Source organism: Pseudomonas sp. P5_B2 (assembly GCF_056400445.1).
Window position 1 is genome coordinate 1 of record NZ_JBFULH010000589.1, and the last position, 2,478, is coordinate 2,478.

Below are 2,478 nucleotides of genomic sequence, written 5' to 3' on the forward strand. Positions count from 1 at the left end.
GCATTGCCACATGCGGCGCCCCAAAGAACTGGAAATTCATGGCTGCAGCACGAGCGCGACCTTCCCGGTCCTCACGATCAACACCAAGAGCCTGGTAATAAGCTTTGCCCTGCTCAAATGCACGCTCTTTGTAACGACCGAAGAAGTCCTTATGGTCGAACGTAAAATCGAGCGACGTAGCATCCGCTTTTTGCGCCGCGAGCATCGCTTTAGACAGTTCGATGAGCTTTTCGCCGGACACAATGTGCATGTCCCAAGGCTGTGTATTGCAATTCGATGGGGAAAACTGGGCGTCTTCCAAAATCTCGACGATTTGAGCCTCGGGCACCGGTGAAGGAAGAAACCGGCGGAACGATCGCCGTGCGCGGACTACCTGTTGAAAAGCAGCCTTGTTATCCGAGACGTGAGTAGGGGTGTGAATGGAATCTGACATGGGTCGTCCTCGTATCTAAAATGTTTTCAAACTCGTCGTCAGCGAGTTGCAAGGCACCTTCTGGTCAGGAAGCACTACCTGACGAGCCTTACACGCGTTAGAGGGAGCAATTCGGGATCACTCCGTCATTTGTCTGGAGCCAGTCTGCCTTCGATACGCGTTAGTACGGGAACCTGATAGTGCGCAATTTTTGCCTGATAGTCCGAGTTCGGCCGTATGGTCGCTCCGAATCCATGCCTGCTTGTTAAGCTACCTGTGATCTCAATGGAGAATCTCATGCGGCTGGAAATTCCAACCCACCAGAGTGGGGAAGCTCGTTTTGCTGAAGCCTGTGCCAGGCTAGCGACCGCGATAGGCGGCTGGGCAAGTGCGAATGCCGGAACCGGTACTCCGCTGCCAGAGCTGTCGATGTTCGCCTATTCGGCACCGACCTTTGCGATGTGCAGCATGTATGAGCCGAGTATTGTGGTCGTGGCTCAAGGAGCGAAACGCGTGTCATTGGGGGACGATCGGTTCACCTGCGGCGCCGGTCAGTTTCTCCTCACCTCGGTCGATTTACCCAGTCTCACCCAAGTATTCGATGCAAGTCCGGGCACACCCTATTTGTCGGTGATGCTCAAGCTCGATTTGAAATTGGCTGCTCAACTGATGATCGACAACAACGTCGCTGCTCCGCGTCCCGCCCAGGCAGAAATGGGAATGACGCTAGGCAGTAGCACTGTCCCGCTCCTGACATGTATCACCCGTCTGGTTGAAGTTCTTCAAGACCCTCAGGACCTTCCTGTCGTTGCACCGCTGATCGAGAGAGAAATCCTGTATCGGGTGCTGATCAGCGAACAAGGGGCGCGCCTGAGGCAGATGGCTTCAGTCGGCAGCCAAGGGCATAAAATTGCTCAGGCTATCGCCTGGATCAAAGCCAACTTTCGTAAATCACTTCGTGTAGAAGATATGGCGGGCACGATTCAGATGAGTATGTCGACATTCCATCACCATTTCCGTGCACTGACGGCGATGACCCCATTGCAGTACCAGAAATGTCTGCGCCTGAACGAGGCGCGCAGGCTCATGCTTATCGACAATTATGATGCTGGGACGGCTGCGTTCACTGTCGGCTATGAAAGCCAACATCAGTTCAGTCGGGAATACAGTCGCCTGTTCGGGGCCCCTCCGCTGAAAGATATATTGAAAATCCGAGCGATCGGCCCGTTGATCCAAACCGGCAGCATGCGCAACGGCAAGCCGTYGGAATAGGCAAAAAACCGGTTGGAATCGGATACCGCCTAATCGCCATGCAGGCTCATCATTTGTACCGTCAATGATCGAACCAGGTGCTCACACCTTGGTCCGGCCACCTTAAGCTTTTTTGCTGAGAGGTACTCAATATGCGCAAGGTATGGTTCATCACCGGGGCAAATCGTGGCCTTGGATTGGGTATTGCCCAGGCAGTGCTGGCAGCTGGTCACGCGGTAGTCGCCACGGCTCGAAACATCGACGACTTGAAGAAGAAGCTGACCGGCGAACCTTCGTCGCTGCTCTGCCTCCCCCTGGACATTACAGACGCCGATCAGATTAAAACCTCTGTCCAAGGCGCCGTAGACACCTTCAACCGGATCGACGTCCTGGTTAACAACGCCGGTTACGGCCAGCTGGGTTGGTTTGAAAACACCAGTGATGAACAGGTGCGCCGTCAGTTCGAAACCAACGTATTCGGTACGATGAATGTCACCCGCGCCATCTTGCCGGTGATGCGCGCCCAGCGCTCGGGTCATGTGTTCACGATTTCGTCGGCCGCCGGCATGATTTCTGTTGCTGGCTCTTCAACTTATAGCGCTTCCAAATTCGCGGTAGAAGGCTGGATGGAAGGCTTGGCCAACGAAGTTGCGCCATTGGGCATCCACGCCACCATCGTCGCCCCGGGGTTCTTCAAAACCGATTTCCTCGATCCTACTTCGGTGAGCTACGGTACCAACGACATCCCTGAATACGCCGAGTCGATTAAAGCCTTCAACAACTTCCATGACCAGATGAACCACCAACAGGTGGGC

3 protein-coding genes are annotated in these 2,478 nt (G+C 54.5%); 2 read left to right on the plus strand and 1 reads right to left on the minus strand.

Going from position 1 to position 2,478, the window contains the following annotated elements; genetic code table 11:
• On the minus strand, nucleotides 1–433 hold a 433-nt coding region (locus AC1DRJ_RS24340), incomplete at its 3' end, for a nitroreductase family protein (RefSeq protein ID WP_477804401.1).
• A gap of 276 nt (nucleotides 434–709) precedes the next feature.
• Between AC1DRJ_RS24340 and AC1DRJ_RS24345 the strand changes: the two genes are divergently transcribed.
• On the plus strand, nucleotides 710–1,684 hold the full coding sequence (locus AC1DRJ_RS24345) for an AraC family transcriptional regulator (protein ID WP_477804402.1): 975 nt from the start codon (nucleotides 710–712) through the stop codon (nucleotides 1,682–1,684).
• Between the two features lie 131 nt (nucleotides 1,685–1,815).
• Nucleotides 1,816–2,478 (plus strand): SDR family NAD(P)-dependent oxidoreductase (locus tag AC1DRJ_RS24350; protein WP_477804403.1); only part of this gene is annotated, 663 nt, incomplete at its 3' end.